Below are 22,249 nucleotides of genomic sequence, written 5' to 3'. Positions count from 1 at the left end.
CCACCACTGAAAAGAGGATCCGTGCGCAAGTCGATCGCGCTCATTCTGTCCGCGGGTCTACTCGTCGGGCTGTCGGCCTGCGCGTCGACCACGGCAACGCTCACGGAGGGTGACTGCACGCCTGCGACGGATCCGGGATCCTCCTCGGAAAGCGTGACGGTCTCGGGCGACGCGTCCACTCCCACGTACGATTTCCCGACGCCCGTCTTTGCGAAGCGCGCCGAGCGGTCTGTGCTCGAGCCGGGCTCCGGTCCCGCGGCCGAGAAGGGCTCCGTCGTCCTCGCGAGCTATACCGCCGTCGGCGGGGCTGGCCAGGGTCAGGCCCAGCCGAAGCAGTTCTCGGCCACGCTGACCGACGACAGCCCAGCCTTGCCGAAAGAGATCGTCGACAGCCTCACCTGCTCGCGAGCGGGTGAGCGCATTGCCGTTGTGCTCCCCGACGCCCAGGCCGCCGACGGCAGCGCGAACGTCTTCGTCTTCGACATCACGGGCGTCTACTCCGGACGGGCGAGCGGCTCGAATGAGCCCGCCGAGGCAGGCTTTCCGAGCGTGGTGACCGCCCCGGACGGTCGTCCAGGCCTGACCTTCGCATCCGGCCCGACGCCCACGGAGTTGCGCTCGACGACCCTGATCAAGGGCTCGGGAGACGTCGTCGCGGACAGCGATCTGCTCATCGTGCAGAAGACAGGCGTGATTTGGGGAGCAGACAGCACCTTCGAATCCACCTGGGCGGATGGTTCGGCAGCCGGCATCACACTGTCGAGTCAGGCCACACCCGAGCAGGGAGGTGTGGTTCCCGGGCTGCGATCCGCCCTCATCGGCCAGACGGTCGGGTCACAGGTTCTGGTGGTCGTGCCCCCAGCTGACGGCTTCGGCGATGCGGGCAGCACCAAGCCGGCCGTCGCGCCTGGTTCGACGGTCGTCTACGTCGTCGACATCCTCGGTAAACTGCCCGCTCAGTAGTGTTCACCACGGGCTGTCGCCCCCGCCGGCAGACTAAAATGAGACATGTGCCCGACGATTACTCAGCAGCGCCAGAGGCAGGCTAAGTGAATTCCGATGCGCCTGTGGCAGTCGAAGAGAGGCTCTTCAGTCTCGTGCTGGCTCTGGTCTCCACAGAGATCGGCCTGACGAAGGCCGAGATCCTCGGAGCCGTTCAGGGATACAGACAGAAGTTCGTGCCCGGCGGAGACAACTCGAGCCTCGAGCGCCAGTTCGAACGCGACAAAGACGATATCCGTGAGCTGGGCGTGCCCCTCGAGACGCTCGAGTCCCCGACGGATCCGGGTAACAATCAGGCTCTGCGCTACCGCATAGCCAAAGGCGATTACGACCTTCCGTCTGACATCACGTTCACGCCGGAGGAGACAACCCTGCTCAACCTCGCTGCCATGGTCTGGCGCGAGGGCTCGCTCTCGGGCGAGTCCCGCAGGGCGCTTCTCAAACTGCGCTCGCTCGGAACAGAGGGGAGCAAGCAGCTCATCGGATACGCCCCGCGCATCCGCACTCGAGACGCCGCTTTCGCCCCGCTCACCGATGCCCTCGACAGGGGCGTCCTCGTTCGGTTCAGCTACCTCAAGCCGGGGGAACAGAATGCTCGGGAGCGGACCGTCGCCCCGACCGCCGTCGTGCAGCACCAGGGTCGTTGGTACCTGCAGGCGATCGACCAGCAGGCCGACGCTCCGCGCACATTCCTCCTGTCGAGAATCGTCGGACCCGTCGTCCTCACCCGCACCGCTGCGCCGCGTCCGGCGTCGTCGACCGCCGGCGACGACGCGCTCGCCGAGCTCGACGAGATCTGGCGCACGCAGGTCGCACAGGTCTCCGTCCGGCCGGGAACCGATGCCGAATCGCGCCTCGGGAAGCGGCGGGGCAGCATCCGGCACCCCGACGCAACCATCTCGTTGCACTACACCGACCTCGCCCTTCTGGCCGACGACCTCGCTGCCTTCGGCCCCGAGGCGGTCGTGATCTCGCCGCCGACACTCGTCGACGCGGTCCGGGAGCGGCTGCGGGCTGTCGTCGCGAGCCACACAGACACGATGGATGCCGTATGAGCGCCGAGCAGACGACGTCCGGCGGCTTTCACCATGCCCAGGACAAGCTGACCTTCCTTCTCTCCCTCGTTCCCTACCTGATCCAGCAGACTCAGGTGAGCGTCCACGACGCCGCCCGCCACTTCGGAGTGTCGGAGGAGACGATTCGCGAGGCAGTGCTTCTCATCGCCGTGTCCGGGGTACCGGGAAGTGACAGCAACTACCAGCACGGCGATCTCTTCGACATCGACTGGGATGCGTTCGACCAGAACGAGATCATCATCACGCAACTCGTCGCCATCGACGACTCTCCTCGGTTCTCGGCCCGTGAGGCATCGGCGCTCATCGCCGGGTTGCAGTACCTGCAGTCCCTGCCCGAGAACGTCGACTCGGCCGCCTACTCGAGCCTGGCGGCCAAACTCGCACGGGGCGCATCGGAGACGCCGAGTCAAGTGATCGTCTCTCCGGCTGCGACGAACGAGTCGTTCGCCCGCGTCGGAGATGCCCTGTCTCGGGGAGTGCAGCTGGAGTTCGATTACAGAGATTCGCGCGGGCAGTCGGAGCGCCGACGCGTCGATCCGCTGCGACTCGATTCCGACAACGACGACTGGTACCTGCGTGCGTGGTGCCACTCGAGGCGATCGGTGCGAACGTTCAGACTCGATCGCATCGACGCGCTGCACGTCACCGACCTCGCCATCGATCATCGGCCGTCTGATGTGCAGCTCTCCGACTCCCTCTTCGACACCTCGGGAGAGCACACGACAGTGGTCCTGGAATTCCGCCCTGAGGCGCTCGGACTGCTCGGCGAGTTCGTTCCCGAGGGCACGCGCGTGACCCGTTCCGGCGACATGAGTCGAGCGTCCGTGCGCGTCGCGCACTTCCACGGTCTCACGCGCCTCGTTGCAGGTCTGGCTGGGGTCGCCCGAGTCGTCGACCCACCCGAAGCCCGACGGGCGGCACGCCAGTGGGCCCTCGAAGCACTTGCGTCGTACCCTGAGGCGCCCGCCTCCGAGACGACGATCGCGAACGCGTAGGCTGACACGATGTACTGGTGGTCGTGGATTCTGATCTGGCTCGCGCTGGCGATCCTCCTGGTCGGCACACTCGTGTTCTTCGGCTGGCGTCTCTTCAAGAAGGGCGTCGCCGTGGTCGAGGAGCTGGAGCGCCTCACAGAGAAGCTCGACCTGCTGCAGCAGAACGTGGACGACCTCACGGTGGAGACGCCGCCGAACGCGATCCTCGACGGATACTCGGCGGTTGCGAATCGCCGTGACCGCGAGAAGGATCGTCGTGCCGCGATGCGGGAGGTTCGCAGGGAGGCCCGAATGAAGCGGGGTAGACTGATCACCGCACCACAAGCCTGGGAAGGATGGACCGATGTTCGGTAACGCACTGGGGTGGCCCCATCTCGTCATCATTCTCATCGCCGTTGTCATTCTCTTCGGCGCACCGAAGCTGCCGGGCCTTGCTCGAAGCCTTGGTCAGTCCATGCGTATCTTCCGCAACGAGGTCAAGACGATGAAAGACGAGAACTCGTCGCCGTCCGACTCGACGGGCACGACCGACACCTCTGCACAGGCATCGCCTCTCGCCGATCAGGCGCCGAGCGTCGTTTCGCCTGAGTCCAAGCCAAAGCCCTAGGCACGGTGGCCGCCCGAACGAAGCGGCGTGCCAACAGCGAAGGGCGCATGTCCCTCGGCGCGCATCTCCTTGAGTTACGCAAGCGTCTCTTCATCGCGGCCATCGGTGTCGTCGCCGGAGCCATCGCCGGGTGGTTCCTCTCGGATCTGGTGCTGGATGCGATCCGGGGGCCGATCACCGAGATAGGTCAGCAACAGGGGCGCGTCGCCAGCATCAACTGGGACAACATCGGCGGCGCCTTCGACCTGAAGGTGCAGATCGCCCTCACGATCGGCTTCGTGGTGTCGTCGCCGGTGTGGCTCTATCAGATCTGGGCTTTCCTCGTGCCCGGTCTGACCAGGCGGGAGAAGGTCTACAGCGTCGGATTCCTCGGCGCATCGATTCCGCTCTTCCTGGCCGGATGCGTGGCCGGCTGGTACGTCCTGCCGCACATCGTCATCCTGCTTGCGGGTTTCGCTCCCTCCGAAGACACGAACCTGATCACCGCCCGCGGCTACTACGACTTCGTCCTCAAGCTGGTGCTGGCCGTCGGCATCGCCTTCGTCCTGCCGGTCTTTCTCGTTCTGCTCAACTTCGTGGGAGTGCTCAGCGCGTCGTCGATCATCAAGTCGTGGCGCGTCGCCATCCTCGCGATCGTTCTCTTCACCGCGATCGCGACGCCCGCCGCCGACCCGACCGCGATGATCCTGCTGGCGATCCCGATGATCATTCTGTTCTTCGCGGCGTACGGCGTCGCGTGGATCCACGACTGGCGCGTCGCCCGCGCGGCGGATCGCCTCGACAGCGAGTTGGCCGTCTGATGCCCGCACCCGACACCACTGGACTCTCGCCGGCCGAGCGCTATGCGCGCAGCAGGGCGCGAGGTGGAAAGCCCTTGCTCGACGCGTTCGCCGCGCGAGTCGACTTCGGTCTCGACACGTTCCAGATCGAGGCATGCGGCGCTCTCGAAGCCGGAGACAGTGTTCTCGTGGCCGCACCGACCGGCGCCGGAAAAACCGTCGTCGCAGAGTTCGCCCTCTTCCTCGCTATGCAGCAGAAACGCGCGAAGGTCTTCTACACGGCGCCGATCAAGGCGCTGAGCAACCAGAAGTTCCACGAGTTCACGGCTGAATACGGCGCCGAGAATGTCGGGCTCCTCACCGGTGACACGAACATCAACGCATCGGCGCGGATCGTGGTCATGACCACCGAGGTGCTCCGCAACATGATCTACGCCGACTCGGATCTTCTCACCGACCTGGCGTATGTCGTGATGGACGAGGTGCACTACCTCGCAGACCGATTCCGCGGAGCGGTCTGGGAAGAGGTGATCATTCATCTGTCGTCCGAGGTACGGCTCGTCTCGCTGAGCGCCACGGTCTCGAATGCCGAAGAATTCGGCGACTGGCTGCAGGCGGTCCGCGGGCAGACGTCGGTGATCGTCTCCGAGGAGCGCCCCGTTCCTCTCGACCAGCACGTCCTGGTGCGCAGCAAGCTCATCGATCTGTTCGACGCGACGGGAAAAGCGGCAACCAATCGAGTGAATCCCGAGCTGATGAGAATCGCTCGCAACTCGATGCCGCAGAGCGCGAATCGACGGGGATCGCGCGACCGACGCGGCGGCGGTTCGTACCATCGCGGAGGGGGCGGCGCGCAGGAGCGCGCCGACAGGCCCGACGTCATCGACATGCTCGACCGTCAGAACCTGCTGCCGGCGATCTTCTTCGTCTTCAGCAGAATCGGATGCGATCAGGCGGTCAAGCAGGTGCTGCGAGCCGGCATCAGGCTCACCACCGCAGACGAACGCGACGAGATCCGCGACATCGTCGAAGAGAGATGCCGCACGATCCTCGATGAAGATCTGGCCGTGCTCGGCTACTGGGAGTGGCTCGAGGGTCTTCAGCGCGGGGTCGCGGCGCACCACGCCGGACTCCTCCCCGCCTTCAAGGAGGTCGTCGAAGAGCTCTTTCAGAAGAAGCTCGTCAAGGTGGTCTTCGCCACCGAGACGCTGGCCCTCGGCATCAACATGCCGGCCCGCACGGTCGTGCTCGAGAAGCTCGAGAAGTTCAACGGTGAAGCCCGTGTTCCGATCACGCCGGGGGAGTACACCCAGCTGACGGGGCGTGCTGGACGGCGCGGAATCGACGTCGAGGGGCATTCCGTCATCCAGTGGCGCGACGGACTAGACCCGCAGGCGATCGCCTCGCTCGCATCCAGACGAAGCTACCCGCTCAACTCGAGTTTCCGACCCACCTACAACATGGCGGTCAACCTGATCGAGCAGTTCGGTCGTGCTCGCACCCGAGACAGCCTCGAGTCGTCATTCGCACAGTTCCAGGCCGACAGGGCCGTGGTCGATCTCGCTCGCAAGCTCCGCTCACACGAGGAGTCCCTTGCCGGGTATGCGCGCTCGATGACTTGCGACAGGGGTGATTTCGCCGAGTACGCGGCCCTTCGCCGCCAGATCACCGATCTCGAGCGATCCGGAGCGGGAAAGGCCGAGAGCCAGTCACGGGCAGAGCGCGACTCCCGGGCGAAGAAGATCAACGACCTCCGTCGTCGACTCAAGGTGCACCCTGTGCACTCGTGCCCGGATCGAGAGCAGCACGCGAGGTGGGCCGAACGATGGTGGCGCCTGAAGAAAGACACCGACCGTCTCGCTCAGCAGATCAACACACGCACAGGCGCGATCTCCAAGGTCTTCGACCGAGTCACCGATGTTCTCGTCGAGCTCGGTTACCTCACCGCGCAGCCAGATGGAGAGATGACGCTCACGTCGACGGGGCGAACCCTCAAGCGCATCTATGGTGAGCGCGACCTGCTCGTCGCCGAGTGCCTGCGTCGCCAGGCGTGGAAAGATCTGGATGCCGCGGGCCTCGCTGCCATGGCCTGCTCGCTGGTCTACGAGCCGCGTCGCGAAGAGAACGACCTCGCCGATAGATTCCTGCCGCGAGGGGCGTTCAGGGCCGCCCTCGAGTCGACGCGACACATCCTCGACTCGATTCAGGAGCTCGAAGCCCGGCACCGCCTTCCCGAAGGTTCTCCCATCTCCACTGGCCTCAGCCTCGCCATGTATCAGTGGGCACGAGGAGCCCGTCTCGATGACGTTCTGACCGATGCGGACATGCAGGCGGGCGACTTCGTTCGCTGGACCAAGCAGACCATCGATCTGCTCGACCAGTTGCAGGGACAGCCTGATGCACGCGTCGCGCGCACGGCTCGAGATGCTCTCGACCTGATTCGTCGCGGCATCGTGGCCTATTCATCGGTCGCGTGAGAACAGTGATCGCTGACTCCAGCGCCCCCGTGCGCCCGCTGATGCCCTTCTGGCTGGCCATCCTCACCGCCGCGAGCGGGGGAGTGGCCCTCGATACGGGGTTCCCCGACAAGGGGCTCTGGCCAGTCACCTTCCTGGGTATCGCACTGATCCTGATCTCGGTCATCGGGCGCAAGGCACTCGGTGCGTTGCTCATCGGGCTGGTGGGAGGATTCTCCTTCTGGGGCGTACACATCTTCTGGCTCACGCTGTATCTCGGCCCGATTCCCTGGCTTGCGCTCGCAATCCTCCAGGCTCTCTTCTTCGCCGTGGGCACCGCTCTGATCGGCGTCGTCTACGGCCGCGCCTCGCGCGTCTGGCCAGGCACGCGCATCCGGCTGGTGATGCTGCCGATCGTCATCGCGGGGCTCTGGACTGCCCGCGAGGCGATCACCGCCGTGTGGCCCGAGGGCGGCTTCTCGTGGGGCCGCGTGGTCTTCTCTCAGTCCGAGAGCCCGTACGCGTCGCTGGTGGCCTGGATCGGGTTCTCCGGTGTCTCGTTCGTCATGGTCTGGCTCGTGGCGTTCATCGTCGAGCTCGTTCGCACCACGGACGTTCTCGCGAAGACCCGTCTTCTCTGGGCCGCGACGGCCATCGTCGCCACCCTCGCGGTACCGGCCTGGTACGCGCCGACCGAGGGATCGTCGCGCATCGCTGCCGTGCAGGGGAATACCGATGCGTCGCTCTTCTCGCAGAGAGCGGCCGGCGACGTCTTGAGCGACCAGACCGCCGAGACGCTGAAGATCATCGATCAGAAAGTCGACATGGTCGTGTGGCCCGAGAACGGGTCGGACCTCGACCCGGCGCGATCGACGCTGGCCGCGAAGCAGCTGGACTATCTCAGCGAGAAGATGAACGCTCCGTTCATCGTGGGAACGATCACGAATCCCTCTCAGAACACGTACTACAACACGTCTCTGCTCTGGAAAGCAGGCCAGGGGTCGGTCGACCACTACGACAAGAGGCACCCCGTGCCCTTCGCCGAGTACATGCCAGCCCGTGCCTTCTTCCGCGCGATCGTGCCCGACCTCGTCGATCTCGTCACCCGCGACTACTCGAAGGGAACGACCGACACCGTCTTCGACGTCAACGGTGTGATCGCGGGAATCTCTATCTGCTTCGACATCACCGACGATGCGGTCGCGCGCGACATGGTGCATGACGGCGCGCAGGTGATCCTCGCTCAGACGAACAATGCCGATTTCGGCAAGACCGACGAGAACCTGCAGCAGCTGGCCATCGCCCGCCTGCGGGCCGTCGAGACCGGCCGCAGCGTCGTGAACATCTCGACCGTCGGCACATCGGCCATCGTGGCGCCCGACGGCTCGACGATCGCATCCATTGCCCCTTACGAGGCGGGCGCGATGATCGCCGATGTGCCGTTGGCCACGCAGAACACTCCGGCGACACTCCTGGGCGGGGGCATCGAATTGCTCGTCTCCGGTCTCGGATTCGCCGGGCTCGCTCTCTGCGTTCACGCGGGCCGTGGAGCACGTCGGGCACAACGAAAAGCGCCCCGCGCCAGCTGATGCTGACCGGGGCGCCGAATCGTGCCGGGAGAGGTACTAGGCGTTGACCTTCTGGCCCCGACGGGCGCGGAGGTAGGTCAGGCGCTCCTCGAGAAGCTCCTCCAGCTCTGCCCGGGTGCGTCGCTCGAGCAGCATGTCCCAGTGGCTACGCGGCGTCTTGGACTCCGCGTGTTCGACCACCACGGGCTCCGACCCGACCATGCGGGTGGCTTCCATGCTGCAGTACTTGCACTCCCAGGTGTCGGGAGCCTCGGCCTCCGCGGAGAACACCATGTCGGTGTCCTTGCCGCAGGAGGAACAGTGATACGTGTGTGTCAAGCGCGGGGAGAAGACGACGCCTTCTTCGGTCTGGAGGCTTTGACCTCCGAGTCTCATTCCGCGCAAGCTGCGATCCGCCATTGTGTGGTCCTTTCTCGCGTTGCTTACACCGTTATAAACCCCAGAACAGGGGTAATTCTTCCCGGCCGGAGCTTTACCAGAACTCTCCCAGAGAGTAAGCAGGGTCACAGCCGACGGCGTCCACCATCCGGCGATTGGATGCGATGCACGAGTTCCAGGGCGAGGTCCGCGCGATCGGTCACGATTCCATCGACCCCCAACGCGAGCAGGCGCTGCATCTCCTGAGGATCGTTGACGGTCCAGATATGGATCTCGATTCCGCTGTTATGAAGAGCCCTGATCACTCTCACGGTTGCAATCGCGAGGCGTCCGTATCGTGCCGGGACCTGCACCGCGTCGACGCCGCCGACGAGAGGGGGAAAGAGCGCCAGGAGTCCGAGCTTCGCGAGGGCCAGGATGACGACGAAACGTGCGGCACTCGCCGAACTCGCTACTCGAGGGAGAAGATCGATGGCCTGCCTGCGTCTCTTCGATGAGAACGAGGTGATCAACACCCGGTCGCTGGCCTGGGCCTCGAGAACAGCGCTGGCCACGGCCGCTCCCGCACCATTCGACTTCACGTCGATATTGAATCGGGTGAGAGGAAAGGCGGTGAGGGCCTCGAGCAGAGTAGGCATGCGATGACCGAGTCCTAGATCGATCTTCTGCAACTCTTCGGTTGTCAGATCGCACACCGCGGAATCCACGCCTGCGACCCGGATCAAACCCGGATCATGAGCAATCATGGCGACGCCGTCTTTGGACACATGAACGTCGGTCTCTATATAGAGAACTCCGAGCCTCTGTGCGGCTTCAAAGGAGGCAAGGGTGTTTTCGGGAACATCGACAGCGAATCCACGATGAGCAAGGATGCGGGGCACGGCGGGGGAGAACCACGCGCCGCCGTCGTTACTTCGGGGGCGGCGTCGGACCACGGTCGCCGAATGCTTGACCGATTCCCTTGAGCGCCTCGGTGAGTTCGCTGGGGATGATCCAGAGTTTGTTCGCCGACCCCTCCGCGAGCTTCGGCAGCGTCTGAAGGTATTGGTAGGCCAGGAGGAGTTGATCCGGCTCGCCCTGGTGGATGGCGCCGAAGACCGTGGTGATGGCCTCCGCCTCACCCTTGGCTCGCAGCACGGCAGCCTGGGCGTCGCCCTCCGCTCTCAGGATCTCACCCTGTCGATGCCCCTCCGCCTCGAGGATTGCCGACTGCTTGGTGCCCTCGGCCGTGAGAATAACGGCGCGACGCTCCCGCTCGGCCCGCATCTGTTTCTCCATCGAATCCTGAATGGAGAGCGGGGGATCGATGGCTTTGAGCTCGACTCGGCCGACCCTGATGCCCCACTTGCCGGTGGCCTCATCTAAGACGATGCGTAGTTGACCATTGATCTCGTCGCGGCTGGTCAGAGCCTGTTCGAGGTTGAGCCCACCGACGACGTTGCGCAACGTCGTGGTTGCAAGCTGCTCGACCGCGCCCAGATAGTTGGCGATTTCGTAGGTTGCCGCGCGAGCATCGGTGACCTGGAAGAACACCACCGTATCGATCGACACGACCAGGTTGTCTTCGGTGATCACGGGCTGCGGCGGGAAGGAGACGACCTGCTCGCGAAGATCGATGAGCGGGCGGAGACGGTCGATGAACGGCACCAGAACGCGGAGCCCTGGTTCGAGCGTCTTGTGGTACGCGCCCAACCTCTCGACAACCCCCGCGGTGGCCTGCGGAATGATGCGAATCGAGCGGGCGAGAATCACGAGCACGAAGATCACAATGACGGCGACGATCGCAATCACGACGATCTGGCCCACCATCCCGGAATCCGAGTTGTTCACAGGGCTGTCCTTTCTGTGGGAACGACGAACGCCGTCGCTCCGTCGATCGCGGTGACGAGCACCCGTCGACCGAGTTCGACATCGGCCGAGTCGGTCAAGGGAGATACGCGCGCCGTCCAGACGTCGCCATTCGAGAGCTTCACGTGTCCGCCAGACCCCGTGAGCCGCGTCGTGACGACGCCCTCGAGGCCGATCAGCGCATCCACATTGCTCTTGGCCGAATCCCCGCCCCGGCGAAGGGCGCGCAGAAGCGGCGGTCTGATCGTGAAGATCAGAAGCACGGAGAGCACGGCGGCGATCACGATCTGCAGCAGCCAGGGAACGCCCACAAGGCTCGAGACGAGACCACCGAGACTGCCCAGCGAGATCATGAGGAACGTGAACTCGAGACTGAACATCTCCACGATGAGGAAGACCAGCACCAGGGCCAGCCAGATCGTCCAGGCGTAAGACGCCAGAAATTCGACCATCGGTACACGACTCCTCTCGTCGGTGTATGCCTTAAAACTACCAGCAACGAGAGGAGAGGAGGCCCGTGAGTTGGTAGTCTCGGGTTCCACCGTCTAAGGAGTATCGAGCGTGTCAACAACCCCCCTGAAACCCGAATCCATGGCCACGAAGCGGGTTCTCGTCACCGGTTCATCGCGCGGAATCGGCGCTGACACTGTCTCGTACTTCGCCGCTGCCGGCGCTCGAGTGGCCATCAACTTCCGCAACAAGGAGTCTCGCGCGCTCAAGTTGGCCGCGAAGATCGCCGAAGACGGGGGAGAGGCGATCACGGTCGGCGCAGACCTCACCGACCCCGCGTCGGTCGCGCAACTGTTCGAGCGCATCCAGTCTGAGTTCGGCGGTCTCGACGTGCTGGTGTTGAACGCATCGGGCGGCATGGAGGGCGGCATGGCCGCCGATTATGCGATGACGCTGAACCGCGATGCCCAGGTGAACGTCTTGACGAACGCGGTGCCCCTTCTGGCGCCCGGCTCGAGAGTCGTCTTCGTCACGAGTCACCAGGCGCACTTCATTCACACCACAGAGACGATGCCCGAGTACGTGCCCGTGGCCCTGTCGAAGCGAGCAGGCGAGGACGCACTGCGTGCCCTCGTTCCCGAGCTCGACGAGAAGGGAATCGAGTTCGTCGTGGTCTCCGGCGACATGATCGAGGGAACCATCACCGCGACGCTGCTCGAACGAGCCAACCCGGGCGCGATCAGCTCGCGCAAAGAGTCCGCAGGCCGCCTCTACAACGTCGGCGAATTCGCAGCCGAGGTCGCACTCGCCGCTGTCGAGCCGATTCCGGAGAACCACACGCGCTACGTCGGCGACATCAGCGACTTCGCCCCCGTCGACTGATTCGGGCCGGGCAGCATGGGTGAGCACGCGGTGACGACAGATGTCGTCTATGCGAAGTCGCGGGTACTGCTCGTCGACCAGTACGACCACGTTCTGCTCCTGCTGACCCGGCATGACGTCGACACCTACCCGGCGCGCTGGCTCACGACCGGGGGCCATCTCGAGGTCGGAGAGGATCACCCGACGGCCGCGATCAGAGAACTCTTCGAAGAGACCGGCCTCGTCATCGACGATCCGGGGCCGCCCTTCTGGAGCCATGACTTCGTCGCCGAACGAGCGCCGGGAGTCTGGGCATCTCATCACGAGGTCTGGTACTCCGTGCGCACCGATCGATTCGAGATCGATACGAGCAACTGGACGCCCGAGGAACTCGTCGACATCGTCGATCAACGCTGGTGGAGCCTGCGCGAACTCGAGACGACGACCGAGCCCGTTGAGCCTGAGAATCTCGCCAGGCTGTTCCGCGGTCAGTTGTCCAGCTGCTGATACCGCACACCGGAGACGATCATGAGCCTGGCCGCCGATAACCACGACCGCATACGAGTGCGAGGGGCGCGGGAGAACAATCTCAAGAACATCGACGTCGATATCCCGAAGCGCCGCCTGACCGTCTTCACCGGTGTGTCGGGGTCTGGCAAGAGCTCTCTGGTCTTCGGCACCGTGGCTGCGGAGTCGCAGCGCATGATCAACGAGACCTACAGCGCTTTTCTCCAGGGGCTCATGCCCACGCTCGCTCGTCCCGACGTCGACGTGCTCGAGGGAGTGACGACGGCGATCATCGTCGATCAGGAGCGCATGGGCGCGAATTCCCGATCGACGGTCGGAACCGCGACCGATGCCAACGCGATGCTGCGGATCGTCTTCTCGCGGCTCGGGCAGCCGCATCTCGGACCGCCGCAGGCCTTCGCCTTCAATGTGCCCTCGATCAGCGGAGCCGGCGCCGTGACGATGGAGAAGGGCGGACGCGAGGTCAAAGAGCGCCGCAGCTTCGCGGTCACCGGGGGAATGTGTCCTCGCTGCGAGGGCATGGGCCGCGTGAATGACATCGACCTCGCGCAGCTCTACGATTCCTCGAAGTCACTGGCCGAGGGGGCGCTCACCATCCCGGGCTATACCGCGGACGGATGGGGCGTGCGCATCTTCACCGGTTCGGGCTTTCTCGACGCCGACAAACCCATCCGCGACTACTCGAAAAAAGAACTCGACGACTTTCTGTATCACGAGCCGACGAAGGTGAAGATCGGCGATATCAACATGACCTACGAGGGTCTCGTTCCGAAGGTGCAGAAGGCGTTCCTGTCGAAGGATCGTGAGGCGATGCAGCCGCACGTCCGCGCGTTCGTCGACCGGGCGGTCACTTTCACGGTCTGCCCGGAGTGCGACGGGACGCGTCTCAACCTCGGCGCCCGCTCGTCGCGTATCGGCGGTGTCAGCATCGCGGATGCTTGCGCGATGCAGATCAGCGATCTCGCCCAGTGGGTGCGCACCATCAATGAGCCGTCTGTCGCTCCACTGTTGACGGCCCTGCAGCAGTCGCTCGACTCGTTCGTCGAGATCGGCCTCGGATATCTCTCCCTCGACCGCCCATCCGGAACGCTCTCTGGCGGCGAGGCCCAGCGCACCAAGATGATCCGCCACCTGGGATCGTCGTTGACCGATGTCACGTACGTCTTCGACGAACCGACGATCGGACTGCATCCCCACGACATCCAGAGCATGAATCGCTTGCTCCTCCAGCTGCGAGACAAGGGCAACACGGTTCTCGTCGTCGAGCACAAGCCCGAAACGATCGACATCGCCGACCACATAGTCGACCTGGGTCCCCGTGCCGGAACCGCCGGCGGAACCGTCTGTTTCGAAGGAACCGTCGACGGACTGCGGGGGAGCGGAACCCTGACGGGTACCCATCTCGATGACCGACATGTGGTCAAGCAGGCCGTACGTCACCGTTCCGGCGTGCTCGAGATCCGCGGCGCACACACGCACAACCTCCGCGACGTCGACGTCGACATTCCTACCGGCGTCCTCACGGTGATCACCGGAGTGGCCGGCTCGGGCAAGAGCTCCCTCATCCATGGATCGATCGCCGGGCGCGACGGCGTGGTCTCCGTCGACCAGACGGCGATCCGAGGCTCGAGGCGCAGCAATCCCGCGACCTACACAGCGCTTCTCGAGCCGATACGGAAGGCATTCGCCAAGGCCAACGGCGTGAAGCCAGCACTGTTCAGCGCGAACTCCGAGGGCGCGTGCCCGAATTGCACCGGGTCAGGAGTGATCGTGACGGATCTCGGCATGATGGCATCGGTCACGACGACGTGCGAAGTGTGCCAGGGTCGCCGGTTCGACGCGTCGGTTCTCGACTACCGGCTGGCGGGACGCGACATCAGCGAGGTTCTCGCGATGAGCGTCGATGAGGCCCTGGAGTATTTCTCGACGGGTCAGTCGCGCACGCCGGCGGCCCAGGCCGTCCTGGCGAGACTCACCGATGTCGGCCTGGGGTACGTCCGCCTCGGGCAACCGTTGAACACCCTGTCGGGAGGAGAGCGTCAGCGACTCAAGCTCGCGACCCACATGGCCGAGCAGGGTGGCGTCTACATCCTCGACGAGCCCACGACGGGTCTTCACCTCGCTGATGTCGAGCAGTTGCTCGGCTTACTCGACCGTCTCGTCGACTCCGGAAAGTCCGTGATCGTCATCGAGCATCACCAGGCAGTGATGGCTCATGCGGACTGGATCATCGATATCGGGCCTGGCGCGGGCCACGACGGCGGCCATGTCGTCTTCGAAGGCACTCCGGCAGAGCTGGTGTCGGCACGCTCGACGCTCACCGGCGAATACCTGGCGAGATACGTCGATGCGCCCTGACGTGCCTATTTATTATGTCAACAGATTCATGCGTCGCGCCTACCGGCATCCGGATGCCGGTGGCGCGGCCGCACGCACCCGTTGCGCTGTGCGGGCGCTGACGACAGGGCCTCGCGCGTAGCGGTTGCGCTCGCCAGCCATCCATTCTGCATCGCATCGGTGTAATCACGCACTGGGGGCGATTGCGCCTCGAAGACCCCACTTCGCCCAGCCCGGCGTAAAGCCGATAATGCACATTATGTCAAGTCAACTGCACTCATCTCTGGATGACGTCCCTGATCTCCACGGGACGCCATAGCCGGAGACCGCCGACTCTCGTTCACTTTTTGTTTCTCGGTGGCGATCAGAGGGACCAGGTACTGACCGGTCCAGGATGGCGTCGTGGTGATCTGCTCGGGCGTTCCGGTTGCGACGACTGTTCCTCCCGCGTCACCGCCTTCGGGTCCGAGATCGATGACCCAGTCGGCACGCTTGATGACGTCGAGGTTGTGCTCGATGACCACCACGGTGTTGCCTTGGTCAACAAGCTTGTCGATGACGTCGACGAGTCGGCGAACGTCGTCGAAGTGTAGTCCGGTGGTTGGTTCGTCGAGAATGTAGATGTTGCGGCCACGGGTTCGTCGCTGCAGTTCGGTGGCGAGTTTCACCCGTTGCGTCTCTCCCCCGCTCAGAGTGGTGGCTGCCTGCCCCAGCTGCACGTAGCCCAAGCCCACGCCTACGAGTGCATCGAGATAGCGGGAGATGATCGTGAACGCCCCGAAGAACTCCGCAGCTTCAACGATGGGCATCCGGAGGACCTCTGCAATGCTCCTGCCTTTGTAGTGAACGTGAAGAGTGTCGCGGTTGTAGCGCGTGCCCTGGCAGACCTCGCAGTCGACGTGCACATCGGGCAGGAAATTCATCTCGATGGTGATCGTGCCGTCGCCCTTGCACGCCTCGCACCTGCCACCCTTGATGTTGAATGAGAATCGTCCCGCTTGGTAGCCACGTATCTTCGCCTCGGGCGTGTCGGCGAACAGCTGCCTGATCCTGTCGAAGACCCCTGTGTAGGTGGCCGGGTTGGAGCGCGGCGTTCGTCCGATCGGCGCTTGGTCGACGTGGACGACCTTGTCGAGGTGTTCGAGCCCGGTGATGCGGGTGTGTCGGCCAGGGGCGTGTTGGGCGTGGTTGAGCTTGTTGGCGAGAGTCTTGTACAGGATGTCGTTGATCAGAGTCGACTTCCCGGATCCGGACACCCCGGTCACCGCCGTCAGGACCCCCAGAGGCAGGTTTACAGAGAGGTTCTTGAGGGTGTGTTCTCGAGCACCTTCAATCCTCAGTATCCGGTGCTCGTCGATCGGCCGACGCCGGGCAGGAACCGGAATGGAGCGGCGTCCCGCGAGATAGTCGGCCGTGATCGAATCGGACACGTCCAAGAGACCGGGAACGGGGCCGGAGTAGACGACTCTGCCCCCTTCGGTACCCGCGCCGGGACCTATATCGACGATCCAATCCGCCGTCCGAAGGGTGTCCTCGTCGTGTTCGACCACGATGAGCGTGTTCCCGAGTCGCTGCAACCGTTTCAGCGTCTCTATGAGGCGAGCATTATCACGCTGGTGCAACCCGATCGACGGCTCATCGAGGACGTAGAGCACGCCGGTGAGACCAGACCCGACCTGGGTATCGAGTCGAATTCGCTGCGCTTCCCCACCGGAGAGGGTTCCGGAGCCGCGGGAGAGGCTCAGGTAGGACAATCCGACCGACAGCAGGAACTCCAGGCGAGCGGATATTTCTCGTACGATGGCGACGGCAATGTCAGCCTGTTGGCTGGTCAGTTCCAGCGACATGAAGAACGTCGCCGCCTTCTCGATGCTCAGCTCGGTTGCGTCGGCGATGGAGAGACCGCTGACGGTGACCGCCAATACTTCCGGTTTGAGACGGCGCCCTTGGCATACCGAGCAGGGAACCTCACGAAGGTAGCGGCCGTGTCGATCCCGTGCGGCGTCCGATTCCGCCTCAGCATGCTTGCGCTCGATGTAGGGCACGACCCCTTCGAAACCGGTCGAATACTGCACCTGCCGACCCCACCGGTTCTTGTATTGAACCGTCACCTCGAAGTCATTACCGTTCAGCACCGCCTGCTGTACTTCCTCGCTGAGTTCCCTCCAGGGTGTTTCCAGCGAGAAGTCGAGATCATCGGCCACAGCTGTCAGCAACTGGTGGAAGTAGCGACTGGATGGTCCCCCACTCTGGGCCCACGGCAGAATCACACCCTCGGCAATACTGAGCACAGGATCCCCGAGGATCAGGTATGTGTCGACCGCAAGCCGCGAACCGAGGCCTGTGCAGGCCGAGCAGGCACCGAACGGTGCGTTGAACGAGAACGTACGAGGCTCCTGCTCTGTCAGCTGTACCGGGTGCTGCTGTGGGCACGACATCCGCTCAGAGAAAAGTCGTTCCCCCGCCGACCCCTCGACGCCCACGAAGTCGATGAGCACGTTCCCGTCGGCGAGGCGCAAGGCTGTTTCAAGAGAGTCTGTGAGACGGGAGAGCATGTCTCGGCCGGCAATCATCCGGTCGACCACCACGGCGATGTCGTGCTTGATCTGCTTGCGAAGTTTCGGCTGCTCAGAGAGCTGCACGAGATCCCCGTCGATGACGGCGCGCGAATAACCGGATTGGGTGAGTTCGGCGAACAGATCGACGAACTCTCCCTTCCGGGCGGTCACCACGGGGGCCAGAATCTGAAACCTCGTGCCGTCATCCAGTTCCATCAGCTGGTCAGCGATCTGCTGCACTGTCTGGCTGCCGACGACCTCACCGCACGTCGGGCAGTGGGGAATCCCCGCGCGCGCCCACAGCAGCCGCAGGTAGTCATAGATCTCGGTGATCGTCCCAACGGTGGAACGCGGGTTTCGGCTGGTCGTTTTCTGATCGATCGACACGGCGGGACTGAGGCCTTCGATCAGATCGACGTCGGGCCGGTCGACTTGGTCGAGAAACATCCGCGCGTACGAGGACAAGGACTCGACATAGCGGCGTTGCCCCTCCGCGAAGATGGTGTCGAACGCGAGTGATGACTTCCCCGAACCCGACAATCCAGAGAAGACCGTGAGAGATCCCCTCGGAATATCCACATCGACATCTCGCAGATTGTGGGCTCTGGCCCCCCTGACTTTGATGGTCGACACTGATCAGCTCGCCTGTGACAGCTCAGCGTGAAGGTCACCGAGAACGGCTGTACGGATCATCTCCGCCGCTTCGTCGCGATCGACGTCGAGCGCGAGACTGAATTCGGTCGAGAGCGTAACCAGGATGTCACGAAGAAGTCGGCCCTCCGCGGAAGCAGGAGCCTTATGCCCATCTCGCATGATCTGACGCGCAACCCAACACGTATCGATGATTCGCCCGCCCGACAAGCGCTCCTGGTAGCCCTTCAAACGACGCGACCACCCGCCCTCAAACATCTCGGTGGGCGCGCGAAGAAGGGCCAGGAGAGCCTCGATCTGCTCGGTGGACGAGACAGGCCTGATCGACACCTTGTCGAGGTCGTCGACGGGGACTGCCAGACTCAGGCCGTGTCTCTCCGAAAAGAACTGGACGTAGTCACGGGCCTCGCCGCGCACGTGCCGCTCACGGATCGACGTCACCTCCATCAGGCCGTGATAGGGGTGGACGACGGTTTGACCTATTGTGAACTGCATGCGCGCTTCCGCTTGATGCGATGCCCACTCGACAACCTTCACCATCAAGGGCGAGGGTCGGCAACGGTGCTGAAGCAGGAGCACACGGCACGGAATCCATCGGCATCACATCGGGCGACGACGAGCGGATCCTGCGAGATCTAGCAGCCCGATTGTATCGTGCGAATTCTCGTTTTGCGCACCGCGAATGTCGAAAAAACTCGAAGAGATTCGGTCGCGTCAGCTCTCCCCGAAGCCCGACTCGATGAGTTCGGCCAGCGAGTCGACTGCTGGCTGCCCGTCAACCGATGGCGTGACCAACTCGACCGTGCTGCCCTTGACGAGCCCCATCGACATGATGCCCAGAAGGCTCCTGGCGTCTTTGCCGTTCACCGTCACGGGTGCGTCCAGAGTGTTCGCCAACTTCACGAACTCAGCCGCCGGGCGCGCGTGCAGACCGTCTCGATTCACGATCGTCACGCTGCGCGAGTAGCCCTCGGGCGGCCCAGCGGCTCCTCCATCGAGCGACGTTTTATCCTCGGTTGCGAACGCGCCGATCGCGGAGCGGGCGGCCGAGACGACCGCGGCCATGTCTCCCCCGCCCTCCGCCTCGACCGCCGCAGCGACAGCGCCCTCGACGAGCGGCGCATCCACGATGACGACCCGCTCACGGACAGCGTCGTCGAGGAAGTCTTTGGCGGTCTCGGCCGTCAGGATCGCCGAACCCAAGTCGCACAGGACGACGACACCGACGCCTGAATCGACAGCGGCGATCGCCGCGGCGACACGGTCGAAACTCGTGCCGACTCCCCCGTCATCGGTTCCGCCGGCCGCTGCAAGCGCCGTTCCTGCGGCCATCTGAGCCGCCAACTCGACGAGACCCTCGGCGATCTTCGCGCTGTGCGAGACGAAGACGAGGCCGACCTTGCCGGAGACTCCCGTCACCTCAGGCGCCCGCCGCTGCGTCTGCGGCGACACGGAGCAGCAGAGCCGAGGACTGCGCCCCGGGATCGCGGTGTCCGATCGCCCTCTCCCCCAGATAGCTCGCCCGACCCTTACGGGCGACGAGCGGTTCCGTCGCACGGGCGCCGGCCTCGGCGGCCGACGCCGCAGCATCCAGGATGGCGGCCTCGTCCAATCCGGCAGCCAAACCCTTAGCTGCTGCGTCGACGGCCGGCGTCCACGCATCTACCATCGTCTTGTCGCCTGCTTCGGCCTTGCCGCGAAGCACGATGCCGTCTCGGGCCGCCGTGAGCATGGCAACGAGCGCAGCGCCGTCGAGCTCGGCCTGACCCGCGACCGCGCCGGCCGCCTTCAGGTACGCCGTGCCGTAGAGAGGCCCGGCCGCGCCGCCCACCGTCGAGATCAGCGTCGTCGCGACAAGCTTCAGGGCATCGCCCGGCGACGCGTCGGTCGGCAGATCGTCGAGCTTCGGCAGAACGGCCGAGAAGCCGCGATCGAGATTCTCACCGTGGTCGCCGTCTCCGATCTCGCGGTCGAGCGTGATCAGTTCGACCCGATGCTCCGAGACCACTGCCGCACTTCCCTTGATCCAGCGAACAGCCCAGTCCGTGTTCAACGTCATGCTCCTACCTTCCCCACCGCAGAGCGGCTGTGTCGACCGGCGCGTCCCATAGCTGCTCCAGTTCGTCGTCGAGCTTCATCACAGTGATGCTCATGCCCTGCATTTCCAGTGACGTGACGAAATTGCCGACCAGGGTGCGCGACACCGTGATGCCGCGCTCTGCGAGAGCCTCGGCTGCGCGTCTGAACACGATATAGAGCTCGACCTGCGGCGTACCGCCCAGGCCGTTGACGAAGAGCAGCACCTTATCGCCCGACGCGAATGGCAGGTCGTCGAGGATCGGCGCGAGAATCCGATCGACGATCGCGTCGGCCGGCTCGATCTTGATTCGCTCGCGGCCAGGCTCACCGTGGATTCCGATGCCGATTTCGATCTCGTCATCGGCAAGTACGAAGCTCGGCTCGCCCGCATGCGGAACGACACACGGTGTCAGGGCGACGCCCATGGAGCGGGTCACGGAATTGACTCGAGTCGCGATCGCCGCGACTGCCGCGAGGTCGTCGCCCCGCTCAGCGGCCGCGCCCGCGATCTTCTCGACGAGCACGGTTCCTGCGACTCCGCGGCGTCCAGCCGTGTAGAGCGAGTCCTTGACGGCTACATCGTCATCGACGATCACTGTCTGCACATCGATGCCGTCGGCTGCCGCGAGGTCGGCCGCTGTCTCGAAGTTGAGCACGTCACCCGTGTAGTTCTTGACGATATGCAGGACACCCGCTCCCCCGTCGACGGCCTTTGTCGCCGCGAGAATCGGATCGGGCGTCGGCGAGGTGAACACGGGTCCCGGCACCGCGGCGTCGAGCATGCCGAATCCGACGAATCCGCCATGCAGCGGTTCATGACCGCTGCCTCCGCCGCTGACGAGGGCTACCTTGCCCTGCCGTGGGGCATCCTTGCGGGTGATATAGATCGGGTCGTGCGACACGGCGACCAGGTCGCCGTGGGCTGCTTCGAATCCGGCGACTGCTTCTTCGACCACGCGACGCGGGTCATTGATGAGCTTCTTCATGGATGGCAATCCTCTGTGATGGCCGTGCGACCTGGGCGCGTCTCTGCGACCAGGGAGCTGCGCGGGAGCGGAGCTCGCAGTGCCAAATCTACTTGCTCGGCCGAGTTCGGCGAAAGAGTCTCGACTTTTGCGCGTCGCACCATATGCGCCTCGGATTCCTGCGGATATGGTGTAGTCACCCGCTTGATGTCGGGCTCTGCACAAGGTGACGACGGAGTCACACGAAAGAAGGTCAATGTGGACAATCTCGGGGTTGTATTTCTTGCGGAGCTGGTAGGCACCGCCCTACTCGTTCTGCTCGGCTGTGGAGTCGTCGCCAACGTGGCCCTGGTGAAGAACAAGGGCTTCAACGGCGGATTCCTGATGGTCAACATCGGCTGGGGCTTCGCGGTCTTCTCAGGTGTGATCGTCTCGTACAACAGCGGCGCGCACCTGAACCCGGCCGTCACCCTCGGCCTCGTCGCGAACGGCGCGACGGAGTTCGGCTCGGGTGTTCCGGTGAACATCGTGTCGATCCTCACCTACATCGCCGCCCAGCTGTTGGGTGCCATCATCGGCGCCGTATTCGTGTGGCTGGCCTACAAGCAGCACTTCGACGAGGAACCCGACGCGGCCAACAAGCTCGGCGTGTTCTCCACAGGTCCCGCCATCCGCTCCTACGCCTGGAACCTGGTCACCGAGATCATCGGCACCTTCGTCCTCGTGTTCGTGGTGATCGGTTTCGGTCGGCAGGAACCGGGCGGCGGTCTCGCGGCGCTGGGCGCTCTTCCGGTGGCGATCCTCGTGATCGCGATCGGCGCATCCCTCGGTGGCCCGACCGGCTACGCCATCAACCCGGCCCGTGACCTCGGCCCGCGCATCGCGCACGCCCTGCTGCCGATCAAGGGCAAGGGCGCATCCGACTGGTCGTACTCCTGGGTCCCGGTCGTCGGACCGATCATCGGAGGCGTCCTCGCCGGCCTCGCCGCCGTCCCGCTCCTACCGATCATCACGTGAATTCCCAGCGGGCCCGGCCACCATGGTGACCGGGCCCGCTCTTTGCACCGGACCGCAGAACTTAACGAAGGAG

General features: G+C 64.2%; 21 protein-coding genes. 12 read left to right on the top strand and 9 right to left on the bottom strand.

Translation table 11 applies throughout. The features are described 5' to 3' along the window. Nucleotides 1–21 precede the first annotated feature (21 nt). The 8 genes from CCK87_RS05730 to lnt all read left to right on the top strand — a co-directional run bounded on the left by CCK87_RS05730 (nt 22) and on the right by lnt (nt 8,504). Nucleotides 22–963, top strand: a complete 942-nt coding sequence (locus tag CCK87_RS05730; RefSeq protein ID WP_140162772.1) for an FKBP-type peptidyl-prolyl cis-trans isomerase — start codon at nt 22–24, stop codon at nt 961–963. A gap of 86 nt (nt 964–1,049) precedes the next feature. After that, nucleotides 1,050–2,057 carry a WYL domain-containing protein gene (locus CCK87_RS05725; protein ID WP_249273743.1) on the top strand — a complete coding sequence of 336 codons (1,008 nt, stop codon included), beginning with the start codon at nt 1,050–1,052 and terminating at the stop codon, nt 2,055–2,057. Continuing rightward, nucleotides 2,054–3,073, top strand: a complete 1,020-nt coding sequence (locus CCK87_RS05720) for a WYL domain-containing protein (RefSeq protein WP_086460519.1) — start codon at nt 2,054–2,056, stop codon at nt 3,071–3,073. The genes CCK87_RS05725 and CCK87_RS05720 overlap by 4 nt, the downstream gene beginning before the upstream one ends. A gap of 9 nt (nt 3,074–3,082) precedes the next feature. After that, nucleotides 3,083–3,427, top strand: coding sequence for a hypothetical protein (locus CCK87_RS05715; RefSeq protein WP_086460518.1), 345 nt, complete (start codon nt 3,083–3,085; stop codon nt 3,425–3,427). After that, a complete protein-coding gene (gene tatA / locus CCK87_RS05710; protein ID WP_086460517.1) occupies nt 3,417–3,680 on the top strand; it encodes a Sec-independent protein translocase subunit TatA in 264 nt (87 codons plus the stop codon). The genes CCK87_RS05715 and tatA overlap by 11 nt, the downstream gene beginning before the upstream one ends. Nucleotides 3,681–3,727: 47 nt before the next feature. Next, entirely contained in the window at nt 3,728–4,480 is a 753-nt protein-coding gene (gene tatC / locus CCK87_RS05705) for a twin-arginine translocase subunit TatC (RefSeq protein ID WP_086460516.1), read from the top strand. Further along, nucleotides 4,480–6,936 (top strand): DEAD/DEAH box helicase, encoded by a 2,457-nt coding sequence (locus CCK87_RS05700; RefSeq protein ID WP_086460515.1) that lies wholly within the window; start codon nt 4,480–4,482, stop codon nt 6,934–6,936. The genes tatC and CCK87_RS05700 overlap by 1 nt, the downstream gene beginning before the upstream one ends. A 5-nt stretch (nt 6,937–6,941) precedes the next feature. Then, nucleotides 6,942–8,504 (top strand): apolipoprotein N-acyltransferase, encoded by a 1,563-nt coding sequence (gene lnt / locus CCK87_RS05695; RefSeq protein ID WP_249273742.1) that lies wholly within the window; start codon nt 6,942–6,944, stop codon nt 8,502–8,504. Between the two features lie 36 nt (nt 8,505–8,540). Here lnt and CCK87_RS05690 read toward each other — a convergent pair whose 3' ends face one another. From CCK87_RS05690 to CCK87_RS05675, 4 genes are all read right to left on the bottom strand, one after another. Then, on the bottom strand, nt 8,541–8,903 hold the full coding sequence (locus CCK87_RS05690) for an RNA polymerase-binding protein RbpA (protein ID WP_085486257.1): 363 nt from the start codon (nt 8,901–8,903) through the stop codon (nt 8,541–8,543). A 104-nt stretch (nt 8,904–9,007) separates the two neighbouring features. After that, nucleotides 9,008–9,763 (bottom strand): glycerophosphodiester phosphodiesterase family protein, encoded by a 756-nt coding sequence (locus CCK87_RS05685; protein ID WP_249273741.1) that lies wholly within the window; start codon nt 9,761–9,763, stop codon nt 9,008–9,010. Nucleotides 9,764–9,791: 28 nt separating this feature from the next. Further along, nucleotides 9,792–10,691 carry an SPFH domain-containing protein gene (locus tag CCK87_RS05680; RefSeq protein ID WP_086460513.1) on the bottom strand — a complete coding sequence of 300 codons (900 nt, stop codon included), beginning with the start codon at nt 10,689–10,691 and terminating at the stop codon, nt 9,792–9,794. Between the two features lie 17 nt (nt 10,692–10,708). Further along, nucleotides 10,709–11,182, bottom strand: coding sequence for an NfeD family protein (locus CCK87_RS05675; protein ID WP_086460512.1), 474 nt, complete (start codon nt 11,180–11,182; stop codon nt 10,709–10,711). 139 nt (nt 11,183–11,321) lie between these two features. Between CCK87_RS05675 and CCK87_RS05670 the strand changes: the two genes are divergently transcribed. The 3 genes from CCK87_RS05670 to CCK87_RS05660 are packed head-to-tail and all read left to right on the top strand — an operon-like array spanning nt 11,322 to nt 14,927. Continuing rightward, nucleotides 11,322–12,062, top strand: a complete 741-nt coding sequence (locus CCK87_RS05670) for an SDR family oxidoreductase (protein ID WP_086460511.1) — start codon at nt 11,322–11,324, stop codon at nt 12,060–12,062. Between the two features lie 30 nt (nt 12,063–12,092). Next, complete coding sequence (locus CCK87_RS05665) at nt 12,093–12,548, top strand: NUDIX domain-containing protein (protein ID WP_170927169.1); 456 nt, start codon at nt 12,093–12,095, stop codon at nt 12,546–12,548. A gap of 21 nt (nt 12,549–12,569) precedes the next feature. Continuing rightward, a complete protein-coding gene (locus CCK87_RS05660; protein ID WP_086460509.1) occupies nt 12,570–14,927 on the top strand; it encodes an excinuclease ABC subunit UvrA in 2,358 nt (785 codons plus the stop codon). A 236-nt stretch (nt 14,928–15,163) separates the two neighbouring features. Here the strand turns inward: CCK87_RS05660 and uvrA are convergent, their stop codons facing one another. From uvrA to dhaK, 5 genes are all read right to left on the bottom strand, one after another. Then, the gene (uvrA, locus tag CCK87_RS05655; protein WP_086460508.1) at nt 15,164–18,097 is read right to left on the bottom strand and encodes an excinuclease ABC subunit UvrA; all 2,934 of its coding nucleotides are present in this window, start codon (nt 18,095–18,097) and stop codon (nt 15,164–15,166) included. A gap of 3 nt (nt 18,098–18,100) precedes the next feature. Then, nucleotides 18,101–18,610, bottom strand: coding sequence for a CarD family transcriptional regulator (locus tag CCK87_RS05650; RefSeq protein ID WP_170927168.1), 510 nt, complete (start codon nt 18,608–18,610; stop codon nt 18,101–18,103). Between the two features lie 219 nt (nt 18,611–18,829). Next, on the bottom strand, nt 18,830–19,534 hold the full coding sequence (dhaM, locus tag CCK87_RS05645) for a dihydroxyacetone kinase phosphoryl donor subunit DhaM (RefSeq protein ID WP_249273740.1): 705 nt from the start codon (nt 19,532–19,534) through the stop codon (nt 18,830–18,832). Between the two features lies 1 nt (nt 19,535). Beyond that, a complete protein-coding gene (dhaL, locus tag CCK87_RS05640; protein ID WP_086460506.1) occupies nt 19,536–20,174 on the bottom strand; it encodes a dihydroxyacetone kinase subunit DhaL in 639 nt (212 codons plus the stop codon). A 4-nt stretch (nt 20,175–20,178) separates the two neighbouring features. Then, the gene (dhaK, locus tag CCK87_RS05635) at nt 20,179–21,180 is read right to left on the bottom strand and encodes a dihydroxyacetone kinase subunit DhaK (RefSeq protein ID WP_086460505.1); all 1,002 of its coding nucleotides are present in this window, start codon (nt 21,178–21,180) and stop codon (nt 20,179–20,181) included. Nucleotides 21,181–21,366: 186 nt separating this feature from the next. On the opposite strand from dhaK, the gene CCK87_RS05630 reads away from it, so the two are divergent. Further along, complete coding sequence (locus tag CCK87_RS05630) at nt 21,367–22,176, top strand: MIP/aquaporin family protein (protein WP_086460504.1); 810 nt, start codon at nt 21,367–21,369, stop codon at nt 22,174–22,176. Nucleotides 22,177–22,249: the final 73 nt, after the last annotated feature.

It is taken from the genome of Agreia sp. VKM Ac-1783 (assembly GCF_900177765.1).
Lineage (GTDB): Bacteria > Actinomycetota > Actinomycetes > Actinomycetales > Microbacteriaceae > Agreia.
The sequence above is the reverse complement of the archived record's forward strand: the minus strand, read 5'-3'. Positions and strand labels throughout refer to the sequence as shown.

Excerpts from the sequence above, each read along its gene's own strand:
- CCK87_RS05720 (WP_086460519.1), top strand. The coding sequence starts at position 2,054 with ATGAGCGCCGAGCAGACGACGTCCGGCGGCTTTCACCATGCCCAGGAC.
- CCK87_RS05715 (WP_086460518.1), top strand. The coding sequence starts at position 3,083 with ATGTACTGGTGGTCGTGGATTCTGATCTGGCTCGCGCTGGCGATCCTC.
- tatA (WP_086460517.1), top strand. The coding sequence starts at position 3,417 with ATGTTCGGTAACGCACTGGGGTGGCCCCATCTCGTCATCATTCTCATC.
- tatC (WP_086460516.1), top strand. The coding sequence starts at position 3,728 with ATGTCCCTCGGCGCGCATCTCCTTGAGTTACGCAAGCGTCTCTTCATC.
- CCK87_RS05700 (WP_086460515.1), top strand. The coding sequence starts at position 4,480 with ATGCCCGCACCCGACACCACTGGACTCTCGCCGGCCGAGCGCTATGCG.
- CCK87_RS05690 (WP_085486257.1), bottom strand. The coding sequence starts at position 8,903 with ATGGCGGATCGCAGCTTGCGCGGAATGAGACTCGGAGGTCAAAGCCTC.
- CCK87_RS05680 (WP_086460513.1), bottom strand. The coding sequence starts at position 10,691 with ATGGTGGGCCAGATCGTCGTGATTGCGATCGTCGCCGTCATTGTGATC.
- CCK87_RS05675 (WP_086460512.1), bottom strand. The coding sequence starts at position 11,182 with ATGGTCGAATTTCTGGCGTCTTACGCCTGGACGATCTGGCTGGCCCTG.
- CCK87_RS05670 (WP_086460511.1), top strand. The coding sequence starts at position 11,322 with ATGGCCACGAAGCGGGTTCTCGTCACCGGTTCATCGCGCGGAATCGGC.
- CCK87_RS05660 (WP_086460509.1), top strand. The coding sequence starts at position 12,570 with ATGAGCCTGGCCGCCGATAACCACGACCGCATACGAGTGCGAGGGGCG.
- CCK87_RS05650 (WP_170927168.1), bottom strand. The coding sequence starts at position 18,610 with ATGCAGTTCACAATAGGTCAAACCGTCGTCCACCCCTATCACGGCCTG.
- dhaL (WP_086460506.1), bottom strand. The coding sequence starts at position 20,174 with ATGACGTTGAACACGGACTGGGCTGTTCGCTGGATCAAGGGAAGTGCG.
- dhaK (WP_086460505.1), bottom strand. The coding sequence starts at position 21,180 with ATGAAGAAGCTCATCAATGACCCGCGTCGCGTGGTCGAAGAAGCAGTC.
- CCK87_RS05630 (WP_086460504.1), top strand. The coding sequence starts at position 21,367 with ATGTCGGGCTCTGCACAAGGTGACGACGGAGTCACACGAAAGAAGGTC.